Here is a 22,570-nt window from a genome sequence, read left to right as displayed (position 1 = left end):
GCTGTGGCCCCACTCGTCGGCAGCGACGAAGGTGTCGGTGTGGCACCCGTCATTGCTAACCTTCATGGCCAACTCGAGCACCACACTTCCGGCCGTGATGATCCGAGAGCTCGTGAATAGAGGTTCTATAGCGAGCTATCGGTAACCCGTTGGGCTGCTGACGGATTCGCTGCGGGAAGGCTACTCACAATTGCGTTTTGGCGTAGACGATGCGGATGCGAGTGGCGATCGCGGGTTTCATCGCGATCATGGTGTCCATGGTCATGGTCACCCACGGGTGCAGTAGTTGTTCGTAACGGGCGATTTGTTCGGGGTCAGTGCTCGTGGTTGCCCACCCGGTGACCACGACGCTCCAGCCCACCCGCCGCTGGGGTGGAGGTCGTCAGCTTCATAGGTCCCCACCGCTCAATCGCACCGCGGTGGACACCGTCGCAGTCAGGCGGGTGCGCACGACAAAACTGACCCTCGCCGACGAGGTGGTTGACCGGGCGGATTGTGGGCACGTCAACGCGTGCCAGCGATCGCATCACCTCGGCGCGGTCGAGTTCGATTGCCTCGCGGGCGATGACGGCGGTGCCGCCCTGAGGGAGTCCTGCCCGTCCCAGACCCGCTGTTGGTCGAGCGGAAAGCGGCGAAAAAGCGGCAGCTCTCCGAAAAGCTGAAAGCCGGCGTCGACTCCACCGACCTCGACTACGTGGTGTGCAACGAAGCCGGGCAGCCGTACCACCCAGACACGCTGTCCAAGATGTGGGTCAACACCGTCACCGCGGCCGGTGTGCCGCGAATCCGACTGCACGACGCACGGCATACCTGCGGTACCACGATGCCCCTGCAGGGCGTGCCGGCCGCAGTGATCGCGGCCTGGCTCGGCCACGCCGACGTGGCATTCACGATGCGAACGGATGTGCACTCACAGCCAAACGCGCTGGCCGACGGCGCGCGGAGTTCGGCACGAGTTGTGACAATCCGTGACAATGTTGCCGGTGCTGGAGACCAAAACAGCCCATATCAGCTGCTAGTGAGCGCGCCCGAAGGGATTCGAACCCCCAACCTTCTGATCCGTAGTCAGATGCTCTATCCGTTGAGCTACGGGCGCTTGTGTTCAATTGTGTGTGCTCCTGGCGGAGGCGAGAGGATTTGAACCTCCGGTCCCCTTTGAGGGGGACAACTCATTAGCAGTGAGCCCCATTCGGCCGCTCTGGCACGCCTCCATCGGACTTCCCGAGGTTACCCGACCCTTCCCGGTATCCCCTTACCGCCGGAGGCATAGCGTACACAGCCCCGGCATATGCTGTCGAAGTGACCGCCCGTCTGCGCCCCGAGCTGGCCGGGTTGCCGGTCTACGTCCCGGGCAAGACGGTGCCGGGGTCGATCAAGCTGGCCAGCAACGAGACGGTTTTCGGCCCGCTGCCCAGCGTGCGTGCGGCCATCGAGCGGGCCACCTGCGACGTCAACCGCTACCCCGACAACGCCTGCGTCGCCCTCAAGGCGGCACTGGCCGAGCACCTGGGCCCGGGCTTCGGCCCCCGGCACGTCGCCGTCGGCTGCGGGTCGGTCAGCCTGGGCCAGCAGCTGGTTCAGATCACCGCGTCGGCCGGCGACGAGGTGGTGATGGGCTGGCGCACCTTCGAGCTGTATCCGCCGCAGGTGCAGATCGCCGGCGCGGTCGCGGTCAAGGTGCCGCTGAGCGACCACACCTACGACCTCGAGGCGATGCTGGCCGCCGTCACCGACCGCACCCGGCTGATCTTCGTCTGCAACCCCAACAACCCGACCTCCACGGTCGTCGACCCCGGGGCGCTGGCCCGTTTCGTCGCCGCCGTGCCGTCGCGCATCCTGGTCGCCATCGACGAGGCCTACGTCGAGTACGTCCGCGACGGCATGGCACCGGACAGCCTGGCGCTGGTCCGCGACCACGGCAACGTCGTTGTGCTGCGCACCTTTTCGAAGGCGTACGGGCTGGCAGGCCTGCGCATCGGCTACGCGGTCGGCCCCGCGGAGCTGATCACCGCCCTGGACCAGGTCTACGTGCCGTTCTCGGTGACCAGCGTCTCGCAGGCCGCCGCGATCGCGTGCCTGCGCGCCGCCGACGAACTGCTGGCCCGCACCGACTCCGTCGTCGCCGAGCGCACGCGGGTCGGCGCGGCGTTGCGGGACGCCGGGTACAACCTGCCGCCGACGCAGGCCAACTTCGTCTGGCTGCCGCTGGGGCCGCGCAGCGCGGACTTCGTGGCCCGGGCCGCCGACGCGCATCTGGTGGTCCGCCCGTTCGGCGCCGACGGCGTCCGGATCACCATCGGGGCCCCGGACGAGAACGACGCGCTGCTGGACTTCGCCCGCGACTGGATCACCCCTACCGAGGAGAGCCGATGACCCTGGCCCGCAAGAAGTTCACCGAACTCAAGGATCGCGGCGGACAGATCCCCGACGCCGAGCTCGACGAGTTCTGGGCGACCCTGCAGCCCGCGACCCTCGAGCAGATGCTCGGCGAGTGGAAGGGCGGCGAGTTCGTCACCGGCCACAAGATGAACGGCCTGCTGGAGCAGGCCGGCTGGTTCGGCAAGACGTTCACGTCGGTCGCCGACGTGCAGCCGCTGGTCTGCCTGGACGCCGACGGCAACAAGTTCTCCAACGTGGAGATGGGCAAGGGCGAGGCCAGCCTGTGGCTCGAGGTGTTCCGCGGCGAGGTCACCGCCACGATGGTCTACGACGGCCAGCCCGTGCACGACCACTTCAAGACGATCGACGACGACGCGGTGATGGGCATCATGAACGGCAAGGGCGTCCGCGATGGCGGACGCTACTACTACTTCTACCTCGAGCGCGTGTAGGGTACCTCGAGCGCGTGTAGGGCGACCCGGCCTCACTTCACCCGGGCCGGGTTGCGGCCGGTGAACGCGATCAAGCGTTCCAGCGCGCCGGCCCCCTCGGACGCTCCGACCGGGTCGTCGAACCCGGCCATGGCGCGCAGCTCCGGCCTGATGATCCGGTGTCCCAGCTCCAGCACGTACTCGGCCAGCGGTTCGCGGGCATCGACGTCACCGCCCACGGCGGTGGCGTAATCCCAGGCGTGGACCAGGAATTCGAGCGACCACGCGGCACAGGCGTCCCGGGCCGGCATCTCCCCCGTGCCGAACGCCACGCTGCCGTCCAGGCCGCGGCGGCGCCAGGCGTCCAGCGCCGGCCGGGCCGCGGTCACGATCTGGCGCTCCACCGAGTCGGAGTCGTCGCACGGCGGGATCTCGGCGCCCACCATGCCCCCGAGCGCCCTGATGGAGTTCAGCAGATGCCCGGTCAGCTGGCGCACGTCGTATTCGGAACACGGCGTCCGGCGGGACAGGTCGTCACCGGAGAGGGGATGCACGACGTGCTGCAGCACCGCCAGGCAGGCCTCGGCGCTATCCAGCTCGTCGGTGGGCGGGGAGTCTGGTCCGGGTCGCAGATCACGGGGCATGCGCGCCACGCTACGGTCTCGGCATGGCCCACGAAGCAAGAGCGTACGAATCGCTCGCCGTCGAGACCCAGGACCACGTCGCGCGGGTGACGCTGCTCGGACCCGGCAAGGGCAACGCGATGGGGCCGGCGTTCTGGTCGGAGATGCCCGAGCTGTTCGCCGCCCTGGACGCCGACCGCGACGTGCGGGCCATCGTGCTCACCGGATCCGGCCGCAACTTCAGCTACGGCCTGGATGTGCCCGCGATGGGCGGTACGTTCACCCCACTGCTGGCCGGCGACGCGCTGGCCCGCCCGCGGGCGGAGTTCCACGCCGAGATCAGGCGCATGCAGAACGCGATCAGCGCCGTCGCCGACTGCCGCACCCCCACCATCGCCGCGGTGCACGGCTGGTGCATCGGCGGCGGCGTCGACCTGATCTCCGCGGTCGACATCCGCTACGCCAGCGCCGACGCGAAGTTCTCGGTGCGCGAGGTCAAGCTGGCGATCGTCGCCGACGTCGGCAGCCTGGCCCGCCTGCCGAGGATCCTGGGCGACGGCCACGTGCGCGAGCTCGCGCTCACCGGCAAGGACATCGACGCCGCGCGCGCCGAGAAGATCGGCCTGGTCAACGGCGTGTTCGACGACGCTGAGGCGACGCTGGCCGCCGCGCACGCCACCGCGGACGAGATCGCCGCCAACCCGCCCCTGACCGTGCACGGCGTCAAGGATGTTCTCGACCAGCAGCGCGTGGCGGCGGTCTCGGAGAGCTTGCGTTACGTCGCCGCGTGGAACGCCGCGTTCCTGCCGTCGAAGGACCTGACCGAAGGCATCTCGGCGACGTTCGAGAAGCGCCCGGCGCAGTTCACCGGCGAGTGAGGCACGTACCCTCGCTGAGGTGACCACACCCGACGGCAAGATCCGCGTGCCGGCCGACCTGGACTCGGTGACCGCGATCGGCGACGAGGACCACTCCGGGATCGACCGGGCCGCCGTCGAACGCATCTGGCAGGCCGCGCGGCACTGGTACGCGGCCGGCATGCATCCGGCCGTCCAGGTGTGCCTGCGCCATAACGGGCGGGTGGTGCTCAACCGGGCGATCGGCCACGGGTGGGGCAACGCCCCGACCGATGCGCCCGACGCCGACAAGGTCCCGGTCGGCACGGACACGCCGTTCTGCGTGTACTCGGCGGCCAAGGGCATCGCCGCGACCGTGGTCCACATGCTCGTCGAGCGCGGCGTCTTCTCCCTCGACGACCGGGTCTGCGAGTACCTGCCGACGTTCACCAGCCACGGCAAGGATCGCATCACGATCCGGCACGTGATGAACCACAGCGCCGGCCTGCCCTTCGCCACCGGGCCCCGGCCGGACGTCACCCGTGCCGACGACCACGACTACGCGTGCGAGAAGCTCTCCGAGCTGCGCCCGCTCTACCGCCCGGGCCTGGTGCACATGTATCACGCCCTGACCTGGGGTCCGCTGATCCGCGAGGTCGTCTGGCGGGCCACCGGCAAAGAGATCCGCGAGATCCTGGCCACCGAGATCCTGGACCCGCTGGGCTTCCGGTGGACGAATTTCGGTGTGCCCGAACACGACGTCGGGCTGGTCGCGCCCAGTCACGCGACCGGCCGGCCGGTGCCGCCGGTCGTGGCGAAGATCTTCCGCAAGGCGATCGGCGGGACCGTGCACGAGGTCATCCCCTACACCAACACCCCGCTGTTCCTGACCACCATCGTGCCGTCGTCCAACACGGTCTCGACGGCCGACGAGCTGTCGCGGTTCGCCGAAATGTGGCGCCGCGGAGGTGAACTCGACGGCGTGCGGGTGCTGAGCGAGGCGACCATGCGCGGCGCGGTGCGGCAGTGCCGGCGGTTGCGGCCCGACGTCGCGCTCGGCCTGATGCCGGCCCGCTGGGGCACCGGGTACATGCTCGGCACCGAGCGGTTCGGGCCGTTCGGGCGCAACGCCCCGGCGGCGTTCGGCAACCTCGGCCTGGCCAACATCGCGATCTGGGCCGACCCGCAGCGCGGCCTCGCCGCCGGCGTGATCAGCAGCGGCAAACCGGGCCGGGACCCCGAACTGCGCCGCTACACCGCGCTGATGGACACGATCGCCGCGCAGATCCCCGCCGGTTGAGCCCGGGCCCGAAATCGGGCACGGACCCGCCGGTGAGCCGCGGTGGCGGAGGGATTTGAACCCCCGGACGGTGTTAGCCGTCTCTCGCTTTCAAGGCGAGTGCATTAGGCCGCTCTGCCACGCCACCGCTGACAAGCGTAACGGGGCCCGGCTGCCCGCCCGGGCCGGCTAGTAGCGTGGCCGTCATGCACGCCATCGTCGCCGAATCCTCCGGCCGGCTCTCCTGGCAGGAAGTCCCCGACGTGTCCGCCGGCGCCGGCGAGGTGCTGATCGAGGTCCGCGCGGCCGGGGTCAACCGCGCCGACGTGCTGCAGGCCGCCGGCTACTACCCGCCCCCGCCGGGCGCCAGCGAGACCATCGGCATGGAGGTCTCCGGCGTCGTCGCCGAAGTCGGCCCGGACGTCTCCGAATGGTCTGTGGGACAGGAGGTTTGCGCGCTGCTGGCCGGCGGCGGATACGCGGAGTACGTCGCCGCCCCGGCCGGGCAGGTGCTGCCGGTTCCGCACGGGGTCGACCTGATCGACGCCGCCGGGCTGCCGGAGGTGGCATGCACCGTGTGGTCGAACGTGGTGATGACCGCCCACCTGGGCAAGGGCCGGCTGCTGCTGGTCCACGGCGGGTCCAGCGGCATCGGGAGCCACGCCATCCAGGTCGCGCGGGCGCTGGGCGCCCGGGTGGCCATCACCGCCGGATCGGCGGAGAAGCTCGAGTTCTGCCGCGAGCTGGGCGCCGAGATCCTGATCAACTACCGCGACGAGGACTTCGTCGCCCGGCTGCGCGACGAGGCCGGCGGCGCGGACGTGATCCTCGACATCATGGGCGCGGCCTATCTGGACCGCAACCTCGACGCGCTGGCCGCCGACGGGCAGCTGGTCGTCATCGGCATGCAGGGCGGGGTCAAGGGCGAGCTCAACCTCGGCAAGCTGCTGTCCAAGCGGTTGCGGGTCATCGGCACCACGCTGCGGGCCCGGCCGGTGAAGGGGCCCCACAGCAAGACCGAGATCGTGCGGGCGGTGACGGAATCGGTGTGGCCGATGCTCGCCGACGGCCGGGTGCGGCCGGTGATCGGCGCGCGGCTGCCCATCGAGCGGGCCGGCGACGCGCACCGCCAGATGGTGGACGGCAAGGTGAGCGGGAAGATCCTGCTGACCGTCTAGCCCAAGGACGCCAGCGCACGCACCAACTGGTCGACCTCGGCCGTCGTCGAGTAGTGCGCCAGCCCGACGGTGACGGCGCCGCCGATGTCGTTGACGCCCAGGACGTCGAGGGCGCGCGAGCTCTCGTCGATGACCGCCAGGATGCCGTTGTCGGTGAGGCGCTGCATCACCCGCGCGGCGGGCACGTCCTGCACGGCGAAGCTGACCACCGGTATCCGCGCCTCCGGTTGGCCGATCAGCATGACCAGCGGCAGCGACCGCAGCGACACCATCAGGTAGCCGAAGACGCGGTTCAGGTAGGAACCGGCGGACTGCATGGACAGGGGCAGGCGTTCGCGTCGGGTGCCGCGGGCGGATTCGTCGAGGGCCGCCAGGTACTCGATGCTGGCGACCATCCCGGCCAGCAGCCCGAACTGGTGCGCGCCGACCTCGAGTCGCGCCGGGCCGGCGGCCCGGGGGTGGGTGGAGATCGAGGCGAACGAGTTGATCATCCCGGGATCGCGGAACACCATCGCCCCCACGGGCGGACCACCCCACGCCGCGGCGTTCACCGCCACCACGTCCACGTCGGTCTCCTTGGCGTCGAGCAGCCGGTAGGGGGCGGCGGCGGAATGGTCGACCACCACCAGCCCGCCGACGTCGTGCACCAGCTTGGTCATCGCCCGCAGGTCGGTGACCGTGCCCAGCGTCGCCGACGCCGAGGTGACCGCGACGAGCCTGGTGGACTTGCCGACCAGGCTCTCCCACTGCCACGTCGGGAGCTCACCGGTCTCGATGTCGACCTCGGCCCACTTCACCTTGGCGCCGTAGCGGTGCGCCGCCCGCAGCCACGGGGCGATGTTGGCCTCGTCGTCGAGGCGGCTGACGATCACCTCGTAGCCCAGGCCGGCGCGCGAGGACGACGCTTCGGCCAGCGCGGACAACAGGATTGCGCGGTCGGCGCCCAGCACCACGCCGGCCGGGTCGGCGTTGAACAGGTCGGCAACCGCCGCGCGTGCCGCCTCCAGCACGGCCGCGCTGCGCTGCGCCGACGGGTGCGCGCCCGCCATGCTGGCACTGGACCTTCGGAAAGCCGTCGACACCGTGGTGGCGACCGAATCGGGGATCAGCATCCCGGCCGGGGCGTCGAAGTGCACCCATCCGTCACCCAGCGAAGGATGCAATCCGCGCACCCGGGCAACGTCGTAAGCCATGCCAGCCACCTTAGAGCTTTCGCCGTCCCGCGAAATTGTGACGGTAGCGGGTGCCCAGACATCCCGGCCAGACAGTGGCATCCCGAGCCGCGGCACCCGGGCAGCCATACTAGTCCAGTGGGCCTCTGGTTCGGAACGCTGATCGCACTGTTCCTGCTGATCGCACCGGGCACGATCGTCGCACGCATCAACCAGCTGAGCTGGCCGGTCGCCATCGCGGTCGGGCCGCCGCTGACCTACGGCATGGTCGCGTTGGCGATCATCCCGCTCGGCGCGGTCGGCGTCCCGTGGAACGGCTGGACCGCGCTGGCGACGCTGGTGCTGGTGTGCGCGGTGATGACGGGTCTGCAGCTGCTGCTCGCCCGGTACCGGGACACCGATTCCATCGAACAAGACGAAGCTCGCGGGATCGGCCGCGGGCCGGCGCTGACCGTGGCCGCCGGCGTGCTGCTGGGTGCGTGGGCGATCATGTGGGCGGCCTGGCGCGGCCTCGGCGCGCACTGGCAGTCGGTCCCCAGCACCTGGGACTCGGTCTGGCACGCCAACACCGTGCGTTTCATCCTCGACACCGGCCAGGCCTCCTCCACCCACATGGGCGAGCTGCGCAACGTCGAGACGCACGCCCTGCTCTACTACCCCTCGGTCTTCCACGCGCTGACCGCGGTGTTCTGTCAGCTCACCGGGGCCGCGCCGACCACCGGCTACACGCTGAACTCGGTGGCCGTGGCGGTCTGGCTGGTCCCGGTCAGCGCGGCGGTTCTCGCCTGGCGCCTGCTGCGCGCGCGCACGACGGTCTGGCGCACCGCGGGCGCGGCGGCCGCCGCGGCGGTGCTGTCGGCGTCGTTCACCGCGGTGCCCTACGTCGAGTTCGACGTCGCCGCGATGCCCAACCTGGCGGCCTACGGTGTCGCGGTGCCGACGATGGTGCTGATCACGTCGACGCTGCGCCACCGCGACCGCATCCCGACGGCCATCCTGGCGCTGGTCGGCACGTTCTCGGTGCACATCACCGGCGGGATCGTCGTCGTGATGTTCCTGTTGGCCTGGTGGCTGCTCGACGCGCTGTGGCATCCCGTGCGCGGACGGCTCGCCGACGCCCTGACGCTGGCCGGCGTCGCGGTCGCGGGCGGCCTGATCATGCTGCCGCAGTTCATCAGCGTGAAGCAGCAGGAAGACATCATCGCCGGGCACTCCTTCCTCACCTACCTGAGCAAGAAGCGGGGCCTCTTCGACGCCGTCTTCCAGCACTCGCGTCACCTCAACGACTTCCCGGTGCAGTACGGGCTGAGCGCGCTGCTGGCCGTCGGCGGGCTCATCCTGCTGGTCAAGCGGATCTGGTGGCCGCTGGCGGTCTGGCTGGTACTGGTCGTGGTCAACGTCGACGCGGGGACCCCGCTGGGCGGTCCGGTCGGCGCGGTCGCCGGGGCGCTCGGGGAGTTCTTCTACAAGGACCCGCGCCGGGTGGCGGCCGCCACGACGCTGCTGCTCCCGCCCATCGCCGGTGTCGGGCTGTTGGCGATCGTCGGGGCCGTCGTGTGGGCGGCCAGGCGCCTGACCGCGCGGTCCAAACCACTGCCGGAACGCGCCTGGGCCGCGGCGACGGCGGTCCTGGTGGCGGTGGCCGGGGTGCTGAGCGCCTGGCACTACTTCCCGCGTCACGCGTTCCTGTTCGGCGACAAATACGACTCGGTGATCATCGACCAGCGCGACCTCATGGCGATGGCCTACCTCGCCAAACTGCCCGGCGCCCGCGAAACCCTGATCGCCGACGCGAACACCGACGGCACCGCGTGGATGTACGCCGTCGCCGACCTGCACCCGCTGTGGACCCACTACGACTACCCGCAACAGGCGGGGCCGGGCTACAACCGCTTCATCATCTGGGCCTACGCCCGCAACGGGGTTTCCGATCCGCGGGTGGTCGAGGCCGTGCGGGCCCTGCACATCCGCTACATCCTGATCAGCAAGCCGACGGTTCGGGGTTTCGCCGTTCCCGACGGGCTAATGTCATTGGAGAAATCGCAGTCGTGGAACCTGATCTACGACAACGGCGGGGCCAAAATCTATGAATGGCGCGGGCAGGCCGCGGCGCCACACGCTTAGCTCCGAGAAGGATGGTGGCCCAGAAAGATGGTGACCCAGTGAGTACGGGCAACGAGGATGACGGCATCGAGGTCATCGGCGGCGTCGACCCGCGGATCATGGCGGTCGATGACGACTCCGACGAACGCTCGTTGACCGACCTGGTCGAGCAACCCGCCAAGGTGATGCGCATCGGCACGATGATCAAGCAACTGCTCGAGGAGGTGCGCGTGGCACCCCTGGACGACGCGAGCCGCAACCGGCTGCGCGAGATCCACGCCACCAGCATCCGCGAACTCGAGGACGGCCTGGCCCCGGAACTGCGCGAGGAACTCGACCGCCTCACGCTGCCGTTCAGCGAGGACACCACCCCGTCGGACGCCGAACTGCGCATCGCCCAGGCGCAGCTGGTCGGCTGGCTGGAGGGGCTCTTCCACGGCATCCAGACCGCGCTATTCGCCCAGCAGATGGCCGCCCGCGCACAGCTGGAGCAGATGCGCCAGGGCGCGCTGCCCCCGGGCATGGGCAAGGCCGGCCACGCCGGGCACGGCCAATACCTGTAAGAGGTCGCAAACAGGTGACGGTGCCCGGTTCCGGTCCTCACATCGAGACGCACAACGCGTGGGTGGAGTTTCCCATCTTCGACGCCAAGTCGCGCTCCCTGAAGAAGGCCTTCCTCGGTAAGGCGGGCGGCACGATCGGACGCAACAACTCCAACGTCGTCGTCATCGAAGCGCTGCGCGACATCACCATGTCGCTCGAACTGGGCGACCGGGTCGGCCTGGTCGGCCACAACGGGGCCGGCAAGTCGACGCTGCTGCGGCTGCTGTCGGGCATCTACGAACCCACCCGCGGCTGGGCGAAGGTCACCGGCCGGGTGGCGCCGGTCTTCGACCTCGGCGTCGGCATGGACCCGGAGATCTCCGGCTACGAGAACATCATCATCCGCGGCCTGTTTCTCGGCCAGACCCGCAGGCAGATGCTGGCCAAGGTCGACGAGATCGCCGAGTTCACCGAGCTGGGCGACTACCTGTCGATGCCGATGCGCACCTACTCCACCGGAATGCGGGTGCGGCTGGCGATGGGCGTGGTCACCAGCATCGACCCCGAGATCCTGCTGCTCGACGAGGGCATCGGCGCGGTGGACGCCGACTTCCTGAAGAAGGCGCAGTCCCGGTTGCAGAGCCTGGTGGAGCGGTCCGGGATCCTGGTGTTCGCCAGCCACTCCAACGAATTCCTCGCCCGGCTGTGCAAGACCGCGATGTGGATCGAGCACGGCGTCATCCGGCAGTCCGGCGGCATCGAAGACGTGGTGCGCGCCTACGAGGGCGAGGACGCGGCCCGGCACGTGCGCGAGGTGCTGGCCGAGACCCGGTCCGTGGGATGAGCGAATCCGTCACCGAATCCGTCATCGCCGTCGTCGTCACCCACCGGCGTCCCGATCAGCTCGCCACGTCGCTCGACGCGCTGAGCAGCCAGACCCGGCTGCCCGATCACCTGGTCGTGGTGGACAACGACGGTGCCGCGGACGGCCGGGTGCGCGATCTGGTGCAGGGGCAACCGCTTGCGAGCACCTACCTGGCGTCGCACCGCAACCTCGGCGGAGCGGGCGGTTTCGCGCTGGGCATGCTGCACGCGCTGGCGCTGGGCGCCGACTGGGTGTGGCTGGCCGACGACGACGGGCGCCCCCGGGACAGCCGGGTGCTGGCCACGCTGCTGGCCTGCGCGCACAGGCACGGGCTGGCCGAGGTGTCGCCCATGGTGTGCAACTCCGACGACCCGCGGCGCCTGGCCTTTCCGCTGCGGCGCGGCCTGGTGTGGCGCAGGCTGACCAGCGAATTGCGCACCGAGGCGGGCGACGACCTGCTGCGCGGCATCGCGTCGCTGTTCAACGGGGCGCTGTTCCGGGCGGCCACGCTGGAGTCGGTCGGGGTGCCCGACCTGAGGCTGTTCATCCGCGGCGACGAGGTCGAGCTGCACCGGCGGCTGGTGCGCTCCGGGCTGCCGTTCGGCACCTGCCTGGACGCCGTCTACCTGCACCCCTGCGGAACCTCCGAGTTCCGGCCGATCCTGGGCGGCCGGATGCACACCCAGTACCCGGACGACCCCGGCAAGCGCTTCTTCACCTACCGCAACCGCGGCTACCTGCTCTCGCAGCCTGGGTTGCGCAAGCTGCTGGTGCAGGAGTGGGTCCGCTTCGGCTGGTTCTTCCTGGTGACCCGCCGCGACCCCGCAGGGTTCCGGGAATGGATTCGGCTGCGCCGCATGGGGCGCCGCGAGCAGTTCGGCACGCCTGGAGGCCCGGCATGACACGCGCCGACGACGATGCAGAGCGAAGCGATGAGGAGGAGCGGCGCCGATGACGTTGCTGGATGCGGCGACACAGTCACGCACGCTGGCCCGCGCACGCCGCGACCTGGCCGACGGTTTCCGGCGTCACGAGCTGTGGCTGCACCTGGGCTGGCAGGACATCAAGCAGCGCTACCGCCGCTCGGTGCTGGGCCCGTTCTGGATCACCATCGCGACCGGAACCACCGCCGTGGCGATGGGCGGCCTGTACTCCAAGCTGTTCCACCTCGAGCTGTCGGTGCACCTGCCCTACGTGACGCTGGGCCTGATCATCTGGAACCTGATCAACGCCGCCATCCTGGAGGGCGCCGACGTGTTCGTCGCCAACGAGGGACTGATCAAGCAGTTGCCGACGCCGCTGTCCGTGCACGTCTACCGGCTGGTGTGGCGGCAGATGATCTTGTTCGCGCACAACATCGTCATCTATGTCGTCGTGGCGATCATCTACCCCAAGCCGTGGTCGTGGGCCGACCTGTCGGTGCTCCCGGCGCTCGTGCTCGTCGTGCTCAATTGCGTCTGGGTGGCACTGTGCTTCGGCATCCTGGCGACCCGTTACCGCGACATCGGCCCGCTGCTGTTCTCGGTCGTGCAGCTGTTGTTCTTCATGACCCCGATCATCTGGAACGACGACACCCTGCGCCAGCAGGGCGCCGGGCGCTGGGCGAGCATCGTCGAACTCAACCCGCTGCTGCACTATCTCGACATCGTCCGCGCCCCGCTGCTGGGCGCCCATCAGGAGCTGCGGCACTGGGCGGTGGTGCTGGCGCTGACCGTGGTCGGCTGGCTGCTGGCGGCCTTCGCGATGCGGCAATACCGCGCCCGCGTGCCCTACTGGGTCTGAGCCCGGGCCGCGCCGGACGTCCGGTCCCCCTTGTTGCAAGCCGGCGGCAGAGCTCGCCGAGGATATTCACTTCTGTCCTTTTGGATATACTCGGCGGATGACGAAGCGGCTGATCGATGTGGACGACGACAAGCTTGAGCAGGCGCGGCGACTGCTCGGCACGTCGACGGCCAAGGCGACGGTGAACGAGGCTCTGGCGGAGGTGTTGGCGCTCGCTCAGCGGCGTCAAGCCCTGCTGCACCCTGAGGTGATAGCGGGCAGTGCGGAACTGGCCGCCGACGAGCAGCGCGGGTCCGCGTGGGCTTGAAAGCCCATTTTCTCGGCGACACCTCCGCCGTCGCTCGTGTGACCAAGCCGGCCGTGGCGCAGCGGCTGATCCCGCTGATCGAGGCCGGGCTGGTGGCCCGTTGCACCATCACCGACCTCGAAGCCGGGATCAGCGCGCGCAACGGGCGGGATTGGAAACGCACCCGGCACGCTCGGTCACCCTGGCCCCGGGCGACGATCGATCAGGACGTGCTGGACCGTGCGTTAGAGGTGCAAGGGGCGCTCGCCGTGGCAGGTCTGCACCGCACGGTGAAACTCGGGGATCTGCTCGTCGCCGCCGCCGCCGAACGTGCGCGGCTCGTGGTGCTGCACTACGACCATGACTTCGATCGGATAGCGACGATCACCGGTCAGCCCACGGAATGGGTGGCGCCACCAGGAGCCGTCGACTAGGTCCGGCTGCCCGCATCCGGTGCCCGCAGCCACGCCAGGTCCCCGTAAGCGTTGCCGCATAACGGAATGGGCGGCGCTGTCGATCTTCCCCTTCAGCTCGGCCTCCGCCTTGGCGGCGATGCCGGCGATGCCGGCGATGTTGAGCGCGGACGCCATGTTCGCGCGCTGCGGGACGCAGATGCTGCTCGTCCTGCCGTAGGGATCCCGATACGGCGCCCCGTACAGCAGCGGGATCAGCGCCGGCCCGGCCGGCGCAGCGGCGCCGAACGGGTAGTCCGGTCGACCGGACCGAGATCGGTGTGTATAACCGACGGAAAACCAGGCGGGGCGGAAGGACGGCGAACGTGAGCGAGAATGCCCCGTCAGCGGCGGATGCGGCGCGCGAGAACCTCGCCGCGGAGTTGGACCGGCTGCGGCAGCGCCGCGAGCGCCTGCAACTGGAGGTCAGAAACGACCGCGGCATGGTCGGCGACCACGGCGACGCGGCGGAGGCCATTCAGCGCGCCGAGGAACTGGTCAGCCTCACCGACCGGATCACCGAATTGGACCGGCGGCTGCGCGGGGGTCCGCTGCCCGCCGAAGACGGCGCCCCCACGCTGCCCGCAGGCACCGAGGTGACGCTGCGTTTCGGCGACGGCGAAGTCGTCACCATGCAGGTGATCTCCATCGTCGAGGAGACACCCGCGGGCCGCGAGGCCGAGACCCTGACCGCGCACAGCCCGCTGGGGCGGGCCCTGGTCGGGCGCCAGGCCGGCGACACCGTGACCTATGCGACGCCGCAGGGCCAGAACCGGGTCGAAGTGCTCGACGTGAAGCTGCCCGGCTGACGCACCCCGGGTCGCCGAGCCGCCCCGTTAGACTCCTCCCGATGATCCCCGCCGAGTCCGGCGCGGCGCCGCCGCGCCCGCACCTGAACCTGATGACGCAGGTGGGGCGTTTCGTCATCGCCGGCAGCCTGGCCGGGATCGTGGACTTCGGCCTGTACCTGGTGCTCTACCAAGCGGTGCACCTACAGGTCGACCTGTCCAAGGCGACCAGCTTCGTCGTGGGCACCATCACCGCCTACCTGATCAACCGCCGGTGGACGTTTCAGGCGGCACCGAGCACCGCCCGGTTCATCGCGGTCATGGTTCTCTACGCGGTCACCTTCTCCGTGCAGGTGGGGCTCAACCACCTGTGCCTCGCGCTGTGGCACTACCGGGCGTGGGCGATACCGGCCGCGTTCGTGGTCGCGCAGGGCACCGCCACCGTCATCAACTTCGTCGTGCAGCGGGCCGTCATCTTCCGCATCCGCTGAGCCCGGACGTACAGGCGGTACCCTCTTTGACGATGTCGAGCAGTGACGTTCCCACCACCCCCACCCGGCTGACGGGCTTCGGCCGCACCGCGCCCTCGGTGGCCCGGGTGCTGTCGACCCGCGATCCCGAGGTGATCGCCAAGGCGGTGGCCCAGGTCGCCGACGCGGGCGGACGCGGCGTCATCGCACGCGGCCTGGGCCGGTCCTACGGCGACAACGCCCAGAACGGCGGCGGCCTGGTGATCGACATGACGGGGCTCAACACCATCCATTCGATCAGCGCCGACTCCCGGCTCGTCGACGTCGACGCCGGGGTCAGCCTGGACCAGTTGATGAAGGCGGCGCTGCCGTTCGGGCTGTGGGTCCCGGTGCTTCCGGGAACGCGCCAGGTCACCGTCGGCGGGGCCATCGCCTGCGACATCCACGGCAAGAACCACCACAGCGCGGGCAGCTTCGGCAACCACGTGCGGTCCATGGACATGTTGACGGCCGACGGCGCCGTGCACCACCTGACTCCGGCCGGCGAGGAGTCCGAGTTGTTCTGGGCCACGGTCGGGGGCAACGGGCTGACCGGGATCGTGCTGCGCGCCACCATCGCCATGACGCCGACGGAGACGGCATACTTCATCGCCGACGGAATCGCCACCAAGGACCTCGACGAGACGGTGGCCGCCCACCTCGACGGCAGCGAAGCCAACTACACCTACTCCAGCGCGTGGTTCGACTCGATCAGTGCGCCACCCAAGCTGGGCCGTGCGGCGATCAGCCGCGGCAGCCTGGCCAAGGCGGAGCAGCTGCCACCCAAGCTCGCCAAGAATCCGCTGCAGTTCACCGCCCCCCAGTTGCCCGCGGTGCCCAACATCTTCCCGGTCGGCGTGGTGACCAAGCTGACGGGCAGCATGGTCGGTGAGGCGTTCTACCGGATGAGCGGGAACTACCAGGACAAGATCGTCAACCTGACGCAGTTCTACCACATGCTTGATTTGACGACTGGGTGGCAATATGCCTATGGCCCAAGAGGTTTTGCGCAACACCAGTTCTTGGTGCCACCAAATGCGATGGAGGAGTTCAAGGGCATCATCCGCTGGATTCAAACCCGGGGCCACTACTCATTCCTCAACGTGTTCAAGCTCTTCGGTCCGGGCAACAATGCGCCGCTGAGCTTCCCGATGGCCGGTTGGAACGTCGCGATGGACTTCCCGAACAAGCCCGGCGTCAACGAATTCCTCAACGAGCTCGACGCCCGGGTGCTGGAATTCGGCGGTCGGGTCTACACCGCCAAGGACTCGCGCACCACCGCCGAGACCTTCCACGCCATGTACCCCCGCATCGACGAATGGATTGCGTTGCGCCGCAAGGTCGATCCGACCGGAGTGTTCGTCTCGGACATGGCCCGACGTTTGGAGCTGCTGTAAATGGTGCTTGACGCCGTGGGAAACCCCCAGGCCATCCTGCTTCTGGGCGGCACGTCGGAGATCGGGCTGGCCATCTGCGAGCGCTACCTGCGCAACGCGCACGCGCGAATCGTGCTGGCCGCCATGCCGAACGACCCGGGCCGCGACGACGCGGTGGCCCAGATGAAGGCGGCGGGCGCGCGGTCGGTGGAGCTGATCGACTTCGAGGCCACCGACCCCGAGAGCCATCCGAAGACGATCGATGCGGCGTTCGCCCGAGGCGACATCGACGTGGCGATCGTGGCCTTCGGCGTGCTCGGGGACGCCGAGGAACTGTGGCAGGACCAGCGCAAGGCCGTGCTGGCGGCCGAGATCAACTACACTGCAGCGGTTTCGGTGGGCGTGCTGCTGGGCGAAAAGATGCGCGCGCAGGGCTTCGGCCAGATCATCGCGATGAGCACGGTCGCCGGCGAGCGGGTGCGGCGGTCCAACTTCGTCTACGGCTCCTCCAAGGCAGGCCTGGACGGCTTCTATCTCGGCTTGGCAGAAGCTCTGCGGGAGTACGGGGTTCACGTCCTGGTGATCCGGCCGGGGCAGGTACGCACCCGGATGAGCGCGCACGTCAAGGAAGCCCCGCTCACCGTCGACAAGGAGTACGTCGCGAACCTCGCGGTGACGGCGGCGGCAAAAGGTAAGGAATTGGTTTGGGCGCCGGCAGCATTCCGCTACGTGATGATGGTGTTGCGACACATCCCGCGGAGCGTCTTCCGCAGGCTGCCGATCTGACCATGCGCAACGCGCTGCACGGCCTCGGCCAGATCGCCGCGGCCGTGCTGGTCGCCGTCGCCGTCGCCGTCGTGTCGCTGGTCGCGATCGCCGGTGTCCAGTGGCCGGCCTACCCGTCCTCCAACCAGCTGCACGCGCTGACCACCGTCGGACAGGTCGGCTGCCTGGCCGGGCTCGTCGCCGCCACCTGGGCGTGGCGCCGGGGCCGTCGTCTGCTCGCCCGGCTGGGCGGGCTGGCGTTCGTCTCCGCGTTCGCCGTCGTCACCCTGGGCATGCCGCTGGGCGCCACGACGCTGTACCTGTTCGGGGTCTCTGTGGACCAGCAGTTCCGCACCGAATACCTGACCCGGCTCGCCGCCAGCCCCGCCCTGCACGACATGACCTACCTCGGCCTGCCGCCGTTCTACCCGCCGGGCTGGTTCTGGATCGGCGGCCGCGTCGCGGCGCTCACCGGCACACCGGCCTGGGAGGTGTTCAAGCCGTGGGCCATCACCTCGATCGCCGTCGCGGTCGCGGTGGCGCTGGTGCTGTGGTGGCAGCTGGTCCGCTTCGAGTACGCGCTGGTGGTCACCGCGGCCACCGCGGCGGCGACGCTGGCCTACGGCTCGCCGGAGCCCTACGCCGCGATGATCACGGTGCTGCTGCCGCCGGTGCTGGTGCTGACCTGGTCGGGCCTGCGCGCCGGCGCGCGCGGCGGCGGCTGGGCGGCGGTCATCGGCGCCGGGCTGTTCCTGGGGTGGACGGCGACCTGGTACACACTGCTGTTCGCGTTCACCGCCTTCACGGTGGTGCTCATGGCGTTGCTGCCGGCCGGGGCGCGCTGGCGGCACGGCGGCGCCGAGGCGGCGCTCGACCCGCTGCGGCGGCTGGCCGTCATCGCCGTGATCGCGGCGGCCATCGCGAGCACCACCTGGCTGCCGTTCCTGCTGCGCGCCGCGCACAGTCCGGTCAGCAACACCGGCAGCGCCCAGCACTACCTGCCCGCCGACGGCGCGGAGCTGACCTTCCCGATGCTGCAGTTCTCCCTGCTGGGAGCGGTGTGCATGCTGGGCACGCTGTGGCTGGTGGTGTGTGCCCGGTCGTCGGTGCGGGCCGGCGCGCTGGGCATCGGCGTGCTGGCCGTCTACCTGTGGTCGCTGCTGTCGATGCTGACCACGCTCGCGCGCACCACGCTGTTGTCGTTCCGGCTGCAGCCCACGCTGACCGTGCTGCTGGTCGCGGCCGGGGCGTTCGGCTTCCTGGAGGCCACCCGTGCGCTGGCCGACAGGAGCCGCGCCGCCCTGCCGGTGGCCGGCGCCGTCGGCCTGGCCGCGGCGATCGCGTTCAGCCAGGACATCCCCGAGGTGCTGCGCCCCGACCTCACCATCGCCTACACCGACACCGACGGCCACGGGCAGCGCGGCGACCGGCGGCCGGCGAGTTCGGAGAAGTTCTACGCGAAAGTCGATGCCACCATCCGGCAGGTGACCGGCCGGGCACGTGAGCAGACCGTGGTGATGACCGCCGACTACAGCTTCCTGTCCTACTACCCGTACTGGGGGTTCCAGGGGCTGACCTCGCACTACGCCAACCCGCTGGCGCAGTTCGACCTGCGGGCGGCGCAGATCAAGAAGTGGTCGACGCTCAAGAGCGCCGACGAGTTCGTCCACGCGCTGGACACCTGCCCCTGGCCGCCGCCGACGGTGTTCCTGATGCGTCGCGGCGCGAACGGGAACTACACCCTGCGGCTGGCCGAGGACGTCTACCCCAACCAGCCCAACGTGCGGCGCTACGTCGTCGATTTGCGGGCGGCCCTGTTCGCCGGCCCCCGCTTCGCCGTCGACAGCGTCGGCCCGTTCGTCCTGGCCATCCGCAAGCCCGGGAGCGGCGGCTGATGGTCACCGAAACCCCAGCTAGGGCCGAAGAACTACCATCTAGCTCCGTGAGCGACGCGGGAACCAACCACCGGATCGCTCGGCTCGTGGCGACCGTCGCCGGTTTACTCGGGGCCCTGCTGGCCGTCGCCACGCCGCTGCTGCCGGTCAACCAGACCTCCGCCCAGCTCGACTGGCCGCAAAACGGCACCTTCGACAGCGTCGAGGCGCCGCTGATCGGCTACGTCGCCACCGAATTGAACGTCAGCGTGCCCTGCCGGGCCGCCGCCGGGCTGGCCGGGCCCGAGAACGCCGGCAAGACGGTGCTGCTGTCCACGGTGCCCAAGCAGGCCCCCAAGGCCGTCGACCGCGGCCTGCTCATCCAGCGCGCCAACGACTACCTGGTACTGGTGGTGCGCAACGTCCCGGTGGTGACGGCCCCGCTGAGCCAGGTGCTCAGCCCGGCCTGCCGGCGGCTGACGTTCACCGCGCACGCCGAGAAGGTGGTCGCCGAATTCGTCGGGCTGCGCCAGGGGCCCAACGCCGAACATCCCGGGGCGCCGCTGCGCGGGGAGCGCAGCGGCTACGACTTCCGGCCGCAGATCGTCGGCGTGTTCACCGACCTGAGCGGCCCCGCGCCGCCCGGGCTGAGCCTCGCGGCGACCGTGGACACCCGCTACAGCAGCAGCCCCACGCCGCTGAAACTGGCCGCGATGATCCTCGGGCTGCTGTGCACCGCCGCCGCCCTGGTCGCGCTGCACGTCCTCGACACCGCCTTCGAAACCGCCGGGGCCACCCGGCACCGCCGCTTCCTGCCCGCGCGGTGGTGGTCGATCGGCGGTCTGGACGCGCTGGTGATCGCGGTGCTGGTGTGGTGGCATTTCGTCGGCGCGAACACCTCCGACGACGGCTACATCCTGACCATGGCCCGGGTGTCCGAGCACGCCGGCTACATGGCCAACTACTACCGCTGGTTCGGCACGCCCGAGGCCCCGTTCGGCTGGTACTACGACCTGCTGGCGCTGTGGGCCCACGTGAGCACCGCCAGCATCTGGATGCGGCTGCCGACCCTGATCATGGCGCTGACGTCCTGGTGGCTGATCAGCCGCGAGGTCATCCCCCGCCTGGGCCACGCCGTCAAGCGGAGCCGCGCCGCAGCCTGGACCGCGGCGGGCATGTTCCTGGCGGTGTGGCTGCCGCTCGACAACGGGCTGCGGCCCGAGCCGATCATCGCCCTGGGCATCCTGCTGACGTGGTGCTCGGTGGAACGCGCGGTGGCCACCAGCCGGCTGCTGCCCGTGGCGGGCGCCTGCATCATCGGCGCGCTGACGCTGTTCTCCGGGCCGACGGGCATCGCCTCCGTGGGTGCGCTGCTGGTCGCGGTCGGGCCGCTGCGGACCATCCTGCACCGCAGGTCCAAGCGGTTCGGGTTGCTGCCGCTGCTGGCGCCCATCCTGGCCGCGGCGACCGTGACGGTGATCCTGATCTTCCGCGACCAGACCCTGGCCGGGGAGATGCAGGCCACCGCGCTCAAGCGCGCCGTCGGCCCCAGCCTGACCTGGTTCGACGAGCACCTGCGCTATGAGCGGCTGTTCATGGCCAGCCCCGACGGCTCGATCGCCCGCCGGTTCGCGGTGCTGGCGGTGCTGCTCGCGCTGGGCATCTCGGTGGCGATGGCGTTGCGCAAGGGCCGCATCCCCGGCACGGCCGCCGGGCCGAGCCGGCGCATCATCGGGATCACCATCATCTCGTTCCTGGCGATGATGTTCACCCCCACCAAATGGACCCACCACTTCGGGGTGTTCGCCGGGCTGGCCGGATCGCTGGGGGCGTTGGCCGCGGTCGCGGTGAGTGCCGGGGCCATGCGTTCGCGCCGCAACCGCACCGTGTTCGCGGCCGTGGTGCTGTTCTTGATGGCGCAGTGCTTCGCCAGCGTGAACGGCTGGTGGTACGTCTCCAACTTCGGTGTGCCCTGGTCGAATTCGTTCCCCAGGTGGCACTACGGCGTGTCGACGGTGTTCCTCGGGCTGACGATGCTGGTGCTGCTGCTGGCCGCGTGGTTCCACTTCGTCGCCGTCGGCGCGGTCGGTTCCCCGGGCGCGTCGAAAACCCGTCTCGGGTCGCGGCTGGCCGGAATCGTCCAGTCCCCCTTGGCGATTGCCGCGTGGGCACTGGTGGTCTTCGAGGTGGCGTCGCTGACCGTGGCGATGGTCGGCCAATACCCGGCGTGGTCGGTGGGCCGGTCGAACCTGCAGGCCCTGACCGGCAACACCTGCGGCCTGGCCGAGGACGTGCTGGTGGAGCAGGACCCCAACGCCGGGATGCTGGCCCCGGTCACGGGCCCGGTGGCGGCGGCCCTGGGCGCCGGCATGTCGGAGGCCTTCACGCCCAACGGCATTCCCGCCGACGTCCGCGCCGACCCGGTGATGGAACGACCCGGCGACCGCAGCTTCGTCGGCGACGACAACCCGATCACCGGGACCGGGGCCGGCACCGAGGGGGGCACCCGCGCCGCGCCCGGTGTCAACAATTCCCGCGCGCAACTGCCCTACAACCTGGACCCGGCGCGCACCCCGGTGCTGGGCAGCTGGCGTCCCGGCGTGCAGGTGCCGGCCAGGCTGCGGTCGGGCTGGTACCGCCTGCCGCCCCGCGACCAGGCGGGCCCGCTGCTGGTGGTCAGCGCGGCCGGCCGCTTCGACCCGCGCGAGGTCCAGGTCCAGTGGGCCACCGACGCCGAGGCTGCCGACGGGCACCCCGGCGGGGCGTTCGAGTTCGCCGACGTCGGGGCGTCCCCGGCGTGGCGCAACCTGCGGCTGGCCCTGTCGGCGATCCCGGCGTCGGCCACCCAGGTCCGCCTGGTCGCCGACGACGAGGACCTGGCGCCGCAGCACTGGATCGCCCTGACCCCGCCGCGGATCCCGCGGCTGCGCACGCTGCAGGACGTCGTGGGCTCGACGGACCCGGTGTTCCTGGACTGGCTGGTCGGGCTGGCGTTCCCCTGCCAGCGGCCGTTCGGCCACCAGAACGGCGTCGACGAGACACCGAAATGGCGCATCCTGCCGGACCGCTTCGGCGCGGAGGCCAACTCGCCGGTGATGGACAACAACGGCGGCGGCCCGCTGGGCGTCACCGAACTGCTGGTGAAGGCGACGACGGTGGCCAGCTACCTCAAGGACGACTGGTCGCGGGACTGGGGCTCGCTGCAGCGGCTGACGCCCTACTACCCCGACGCCCAGCCGGCTCGGCTGCGACTGGGGACGGTCACCCGCGGCGGCCTGTGGAACCCCGGGCCGCTGAGGCACTGAGGGCGGGGCGCCATCGCGCGGCCG

At 70.1% G+C, this 22,570-nt stretch carries 20 protein-coding genes, 3 tRNA genes and 2 pseudogenes; 19 read left to right on the top strand and 6 right to left on the bottom strand.

Translation table 11 applies throughout. From position 1 onward, the window contains the following. Positions 1–184: 184 nt before the first annotated feature. Positions 185–605, bottom strand: a pseudogene (locus tag FPZ47_RS01335) (pyridoxamine 5'-phosphate oxidase family protein). Positions 606–613: 8 nt separating this feature from the next. On the opposite strand from FPZ47_RS01335, the pseudogene FPZ47_RS30535 reads away from it, so the two are divergent. Continuing rightward, positions 614–886: pseudogene (locus FPZ47_RS30535) on the top strand (tyrosine-type recombinase/integrase); the annotation flags it as partial. Positions 887–1,023: 137 nt separating this feature from the next. Here FPZ47_RS30535 and FPZ47_RS01325 read toward each other — a convergent pair. Further along, positions 1,024–1,096: transfer RNA gene (locus FPZ47_RS01325), tRNA-Arg, on the bottom strand. Positions 1,097–1,119: 23 nt separating this feature from the next. Continuing rightward, positions 1,120–1,211, bottom strand: a tRNA-Ser gene (locus FPZ47_RS01320). Positions 1,212–1,299: 88 nt separating this feature from the next. On the opposite strand from FPZ47_RS01320, the gene FPZ47_RS01315 reads away from it, so the two are divergent. Next, positions 1,300–2,373, top strand: coding sequence for a pyridoxal phosphate-dependent aminotransferase (locus FPZ47_RS01315; protein ID WP_144947937.1), 1,074 nt, complete (start codon positions 1,300–1,302; stop codon positions 2,371–2,373). Then, the gene (locus FPZ47_RS01310; RefSeq protein ID WP_144947940.1) at positions 2,370–2,831 is read left to right on the top strand and encodes a DUF4334 domain-containing protein; all 462 of its coding nucleotides are present in this window, start codon (positions 2,370–2,372) and stop codon (positions 2,829–2,831) included. The genes FPZ47_RS01315 and FPZ47_RS01310 overlap by 4 nt, the downstream gene beginning before the upstream one ends. Positions 2,832–2,863: 32 nt before the next feature. Here FPZ47_RS01310 and FPZ47_RS01305 read toward each other — a convergent pair whose 3' ends face one another. Beyond that, on the bottom strand, positions 2,864–3,454 hold the full coding sequence (locus FPZ47_RS01305) for a TIGR03086 family metal-binding protein (RefSeq protein ID WP_210419801.1): 591 nt from the start codon (positions 3,452–3,454) through the stop codon (positions 2,864–2,866). A gap of 23 nt (positions 3,455–3,477) precedes the next feature. On the opposite strand from FPZ47_RS01305, the gene FPZ47_RS01300 reads away from it, so the two are divergent. After that, complete coding sequence (locus FPZ47_RS01300; RefSeq protein ID WP_144947944.1) at positions 3,478–4,311, top strand: crotonase/enoyl-CoA hydratase family protein; 834 nt, start codon at positions 3,478–3,480, stop codon at positions 4,309–4,311. A gap of 19 nt (positions 4,312–4,330) precedes the next feature. Then, positions 4,331–5,569, top strand: a complete 1,239-nt coding sequence (lipE, locus tag FPZ47_RS01295) for a lipase LipE (protein ID WP_144947947.1) — start codon at positions 4,331–4,333, stop codon at positions 5,567–5,569. A 40-nt stretch (positions 5,570–5,609) separates the two neighbouring features. Here the strand turns inward: lipE and FPZ47_RS01290 are convergent. After that, positions 5,610–5,696 (bottom strand) — tRNA-Ser (locus FPZ47_RS01290). Between the two features lie 58 nt (positions 5,697–5,754). Here FPZ47_RS01290 and FPZ47_RS01285 point away from each other — a divergent pair. After that, positions 5,755–6,726, top strand: coding sequence for an NAD(P)H-quinone oxidoreductase (locus FPZ47_RS01285; RefSeq protein WP_144947949.1), 972 nt, complete (start codon positions 5,755–5,757; stop codon positions 6,724–6,726). On the opposite strand, the gene FPZ47_RS01280 is transcribed toward FPZ47_RS01285, so the two are convergent. After that, positions 6,723–7,919: a cysteine desulfurase-like protein gene (locus FPZ47_RS01280; RefSeq protein ID WP_144947952.1), complete on the bottom strand. Its 1,197-nt coding sequence runs from the start codon at positions 7,917–7,919 to the stop codon at positions 6,723–6,725. The two genes, FPZ47_RS01285 and FPZ47_RS01280, sit on opposite strands and share 4 nt — an antisense overlap. A gap of 117 nt (positions 7,920–8,036) precedes the next feature. Between FPZ47_RS01280 and FPZ47_RS01275 the strand changes: the two genes are divergently transcribed. The 13 genes from FPZ47_RS01275 (at position 8,037) to FPZ47_RS01215 (ending at position 22,546) form a co-directional block, all read left to right on the top strand. Next, positions 8,037–10,022 (top strand): DUF6541 family protein, encoded by a 1,986-nt coding sequence (locus FPZ47_RS01275; RefSeq protein WP_144947955.1) that lies wholly within the window; start codon positions 8,037–8,039, stop codon positions 10,020–10,022. A gap of 98 nt (positions 10,023–10,120) precedes the next feature. After that, positions 10,121–10,564: a bacterial proteasome activator family protein gene (locus FPZ47_RS01270; RefSeq protein ID WP_246859810.1), complete on the top strand. Its 444-nt coding sequence runs from the start codon at positions 10,121–10,123 to the stop codon at positions 10,562–10,564. Between the two features lie 20 nt (positions 10,565–10,584). Further along, positions 10,585–11,388, top strand: coding sequence for a galactan export ABC transporter ATP-binding subunit Wzt/RfbE (gene wzt / locus FPZ47_RS01265; protein WP_144948076.1), 804 nt, complete (start codon positions 10,585–10,587; stop codon positions 11,386–11,388). Continuing rightward, positions 11,385–12,311: a galactofuranosyltransferase GlfT1 gene (gene glfT1, locus FPZ47_RS01260; protein WP_144947960.1), complete on the top strand. Its 927-nt coding sequence runs from the start codon at positions 11,385–11,387 to the stop codon at positions 12,309–12,311. Before wzt ends, glfT1 begins: the two co-directional genes overlap by 4 nt. A 49-nt stretch (positions 12,312–12,360) precedes the next feature. Beyond that, positions 12,361–13,191, top strand: a complete 831-nt coding sequence (wzm, locus tag FPZ47_RS01255) for a galactan export ABC transporter permease subunit Wzm/RfbD (RefSeq protein ID WP_144947962.1) — start codon at positions 12,361–12,363, stop codon at positions 13,189–13,191. A 97-nt stretch (positions 13,192–13,288) separates the two neighbouring features. Next, entirely contained in the window at positions 13,289–13,498 is a 210-nt protein-coding gene (locus FPZ47_RS01250) for a type II toxin-antitoxin system VapB family antitoxin (RefSeq protein ID WP_144947964.1), read from the top strand. Between the two features lie 38 nt (positions 13,499–13,536). Then, positions 13,537–13,911: a PIN domain nuclease gene (locus FPZ47_RS01245; RefSeq protein WP_246133259.1), complete on the top strand. Its 375-nt coding sequence runs from the start codon at positions 13,537–13,539 to the stop codon at positions 13,909–13,911. 344 nt (positions 13,912–14,255) lie between these two features. Then, the gene (locus FPZ47_RS01240) at positions 14,256–14,738 is read left to right on the top strand and encodes a GreA/GreB family elongation factor (RefSeq protein WP_144947970.1); all 483 of its coding nucleotides are present in this window, start codon (positions 14,256–14,258) and stop codon (positions 14,736–14,738) included. A gap of 92 nt (positions 14,739–14,830) precedes the next feature. Continuing rightward, entirely contained in the window at positions 14,831–15,208 is a 378-nt protein-coding gene (locus FPZ47_RS01235) for a GtrA family protein (protein WP_246133261.1), read from the top strand. 32 nt (positions 15,209–15,240) lie between these two features. After that, complete coding sequence (dprE1, locus tag FPZ47_RS01230; protein ID WP_144947977.1) at positions 15,241–16,623, top strand: decaprenylphosphoryl-beta-D-ribose oxidase; 1,383 nt, start codon at positions 15,241–15,243, stop codon at positions 16,621–16,623. Next, entirely contained in the window at positions 16,624–17,388 is a 765-nt protein-coding gene (gene dprE2, locus FPZ47_RS01225) for a decaprenylphospho-beta-D-erythro-pentofuranosid-2-ulose 2-reductase (RefSeq protein ID WP_144947980.1), read from the top strand. It abuts the gene before it with no gap. Between the two features lie 2 nt (positions 17,389–17,390). Then, positions 17,391–19,262, top strand: a complete 1,872-nt coding sequence (locus FPZ47_RS01220) for an arabinofuranosyltransferase (RefSeq protein WP_144947983.1) — start codon at positions 17,391–17,393, stop codon at positions 19,260–19,262. Further along, positions 19,262–22,546 carry an arabinosyltransferase domain-containing protein gene (locus FPZ47_RS01215; RefSeq protein ID WP_144947986.1) on the top strand — a complete coding sequence of 1,095 codons (3,285 nt, stop codon included), beginning with the start codon at positions 19,262–19,264 and terminating at the stop codon, positions 22,544–22,546. Before FPZ47_RS01220 ends, FPZ47_RS01215 begins: the two co-directional genes overlap by 1 nt. Positions 22,547–22,570 lie beyond the last annotated feature (24 nt).

Origin of the sequence: Mycobacterium helveticum (genome assembly GCF_007714205.1) — a bacterium.
Lineage (GTDB): Bacteria > Actinomycetota > Actinomycetes > Mycobacteriales > Mycobacteriaceae > Mycobacterium > Mycobacterium helveticum.
Note: the sequence above shows the minus strand (reverse complement) of the source record. Positions and strands in the feature narration are given on the sequence as shown.

Coding starts and splice junctions, on each gene's coding strand:
- FPZ47_RS01310 (WP_144947940.1), top strand. CDS start 2,370: ATGACCCTGGCCCGCAAGAAGTTCACCGAACTCAAGGATCGCGGCGGA.
- FPZ47_RS01305 (WP_210419801.1), bottom strand. CDS start 3,454: ATGCCCCGTGATCTGCGACCCGGACCAGACTCCCCGCCCACCGACGAG.
- FPZ47_RS01300 (WP_144947944.1), top strand. CDS start 3,478: ATGGCCCACGAAGCAAGAGCGTACGAATCGCTCGCCGTCGAGACCCAG.
- FPZ47_RS01285 (WP_144947949.1), top strand. CDS start 5,755: ATGCACGCCATCGTCGCCGAATCCTCCGGCCGGCTCTCCTGGCAGGAA.
- FPZ47_RS01280 (WP_144947952.1), bottom strand. CDS start 7,919: ATGGCTTACGACGTTGCCCGGGTGCGCGGATTGCATCCTTCGCTGGGT.
- FPZ47_RS01270 (WP_246859810.1), top strand. CDS start 10,121: ATGGCGGTCGATGACGACTCCGACGAACGCTCGTTGACCGACCTGGTC.
- glfT1 (WP_144947960.1), top strand. CDS start 11,385: ATGAGCGAATCCGTCACCGAATCCGTCATCGCCGTCGTCGTCACCCAC.
- wzm (WP_144947962.1), top strand. CDS start 12,361: ATGACGTTGCTGGATGCGGCGACACAGTCACGCACGCTGGCCCGCGCA.
- FPZ47_RS01250 (WP_144947964.1), top strand. CDS start 13,289: ATGACGAAGCGGCTGATCGATGTGGACGACGACAAGCTTGAGCAGGCG.
- FPZ47_RS01235 (WP_246133261.1), top strand. CDS start 14,831: ATGACGCAGGTGGGGCGTTTCGTCATCGCCGGCAGCCTGGCCGGGATC.
- dprE1 (WP_144947977.1), top strand. CDS start 15,241: ATGTCGAGCAGTGACGTTCCCACCACCCCCACCCGGCTGACGGGCTTC.
- dprE2 (WP_144947980.1), top strand. CDS start 16,624: ATGGTGCTTGACGCCGTGGGAAACCCCCAGGCCATCCTGCTTCTGGGC.
- FPZ47_RS01220 (WP_144947983.1), top strand. CDS start 17,391: ATGCGCAACGCGCTGCACGGCCTCGGCCAGATCGCCGCGGCCGTGCTG.
- FPZ47_RS01215 (WP_144947986.1), top strand. CDS start 19,262: ATGGTCACCGAAACCCCAGCTAGGGCCGAAGAACTACCATCTAGCTCC.